This window comes from Streptococcus oralis (assembly GCF_001579025.1).
Lineage (GTDB): Bacteria > Bacillota > Bacilli > Lactobacillales > Streptococcaceae > Streptococcus > Streptococcus oralis_X.
On record NZ_KQ970235.1, the window covers coordinates 1,144,650 to 1,147,072 of the forward strand.

The 2,423-nt window shown below is 45.4% G+C and carries 3 protein-coding genes; all 3 read right to left on the minus strand.

The genetic code is table 11. The features are described 5' to 3' along the window. A partial coding sequence (locus SORDD27_RS05490; protein ID WP_155718892.1) for an ATP-binding cassette domain-containing protein occupies positions 1-601 on the minus strand: 601 nt, incomplete at its 3' end. Continuing rightward, positions 598-1,797: a CCA tRNA nucleotidyltransferase gene (locus SORDD27_RS05495; RefSeq protein ID WP_081103362.1), complete on the minus strand. Its 1,200-nt coding sequence runs from the start codon at positions 1,795-1,797 to the stop codon at positions 598-600. The genes SORDD27_RS05495 and SORDD27_RS05490, both read right to left, overlap by 4 nt. Beyond that, the coding region (gene dapB / locus SORDD27_RS05500) for a 4-hydroxy-tetrahydrodipicolinate reductase (RefSeq protein WP_231069307.1) at positions 1,794-2,423 on the minus strand (630 nt) is incomplete at its 5' end. The genes SORDD27_RS05495 and dapB, both read right to left, overlap by 4 nt.

Sequence of the window (2,423 nt, forward strand, 5' to 3'; positions counted from 1 at the left end):
AATTTTTCAAAAAAAGAGTCAGCCACTCAATGGTCGCAATGTCCAGGTGGTTGGTCGGCTCGTCCAGAAGCAAGAGGTCGTGATTGCCTAGGAGAACTTGCGCCAACTGAACCCGTCTTCTCAGACCACCTGACAATTCACCAACTGGAGTCGACAAGTCCTGAATACCCAGCTTGCTGAGGACCGTCTTGACCTGGCTTTCAATTTCCCAGGCTTGGAGAGAATCCATCTCTGCCATGACCCGTTCCAAACGAGCCTGCTTGTCCTCACTGTAGTTGAGCATGATCAACTCATACTCACGAATCAACTGGATTTCCTTGAGGTCGCTGGAGAGAACCGTATCCAAGACCGTCTTGTTATCATCAAAATCAGGATCCTGGGTCAAGTAGCCAATCTTATAGTCATTCTTAGCAGAAAAAGGGCTGACATCACCATCAAAGCCAGAAACGCCAGAAAGGACATCTAAAAGGGTGGTCTTACCCGTTCCATTAACACCAATTAGACCGATTCTGTCCAAGTCATGGATGATAAAAGAAATATCCTTAAAAACGGTCTTGTCACCGACGGATTTACTTAGTTTTTCAACGATAAAATCACTCATTTTTTCTCCCTCAGGTAAGCATGAATTGCTTGACGATCATTTTCCAACTCTCCATCGACAATGGCAAACTCAATCTCTGTTAAAATCTCTCCCAAGTCTGGTCCTGGCTGGTAACCATATTCCTTAATCAAAATTCCACCGTTAATCTGAATTTCTTTCTTGTCATGAATGGTCAAACTCTGGTAAGTTTCTGTGATAAGTTGGGGGTTGACCTCTTTTCCTTGGGCTTGACGAAGACGTTCAGCTTGTAGAAGGGAATCCAAGTCAAAACGGTAACAATCACGCTTGCTCAATTCTCCCTTTTCACGCAAAGCCAAAATAGTCAGCAAATCCTGTACTTGCTTTGTAAATTGGCGTGAGGTCTTCCAATGCTTCAAAAATGGTTGAGCATCCTCAATTTCCAGTACCCACAAGAGAACCGCCCAGGCTTGTTCAGAAGACTCAAAGGTGAAATCCGCCTCTAAATCAAACAATTTTTGGAGCTTTTCTCGACTGTCTGCCATATCAGGGAGGTAATCATAAGCTTGACTCTCAATCATAGATGATAAACCTACTTGCCAATAGGGAGCCAGTAAAAGCTTATCAAACTCGACAAAGGTGCGCTCCACAGAGATTTTCTCCAAGAGCGGAGTCAAGGATTTCATGGCTTCAAATGTTTCTCGCTCAAGTTCAAAACCAAGACTGGCCTGAAAACGAAAACCACGCATGATACGCAAAGCATCTTCATTGAAGCGCTCACTGGCTATACCGACAGCTCGCAAGACTTGATTTTCCAGATCTTTGAGACCATGGAACAAATCGATGATTTCTCCTGTCTCATCCAAGGCAAAGGCATTAACTGTGAAATCACGGCGTTTAAGGTCTTCTTCTAGCGAGCGCACAAAGGAAACTGCACTGGGTCTGCGATAGTCCACATAGACATCCTCAGTCCGAAAGGTGGTTACCTCATACTCCTCTTCGCCATCTAAAACCAAGACCGTTCCGTGCTCGATTCCGATATCGGCAGTGCGAGAGAATATCTGCTTGGTTTCCTCTGGATAAGAAGAAGTCGCAATATCCACATCGTGGATGGGACGATGGAGGAGGGCATCTCTGACAGAACCCCCAACAAAATAGGCTTCAAAGCCTGCATCTTTAATTTTTTCTAATACTGGTAAAGCCTTCTGAAATTCAGAAGGCATTTGTGTTAATCTCATAATAAGTGTTCTAATCCATAGACAAGCTCATGACACTTGACAACTTCTTTGATTCCCAAATTGACCCCTGTCATGAAGGAGCTGCGATCATAGGAGTCATGACGGAGGGTCAATCCTTCTCCCTGATTGCCAAAGATGACTTCCTGATGGGCTACCAAGCCTGGTAGACGTACCGAATGGATGCGCATGCCATCAAAGTCAGCTCCACGAGCTCCTGCAAGGAGTTCCTCCTCATCGGTCGCATCTTGCTGGATAGACTCACGCACTTCCGCCATCAACTCAGCCGTTTTAATGGCTGTTCCACTTGGAGCATCTTTTTTCTTGTCATGATGGAGCTCGATAATCTCCACATTTGGGAAATATTTGGCTGCCTGCGCCGCAAATTGCATGAGCAAGACAGCACCCAAGGCAAAGTTAGGGGCTATCAAGCCACCCAAATCTTTCTCACGGGAAAATGCTTTTAGTTCTGCAATTTCTTCACTAGTGAAGCCTGTTGTTCCAACCACTGGAGCAAAGCCATTTTCAAGAGCAAAGCGTGTATTTTCGTAGGCAACGGCTGGTGTGGTGAAATCCACCCAGACATCAGCCTCAAATCCAGCCAAGGCAGCCTTATCATTGAATACAGG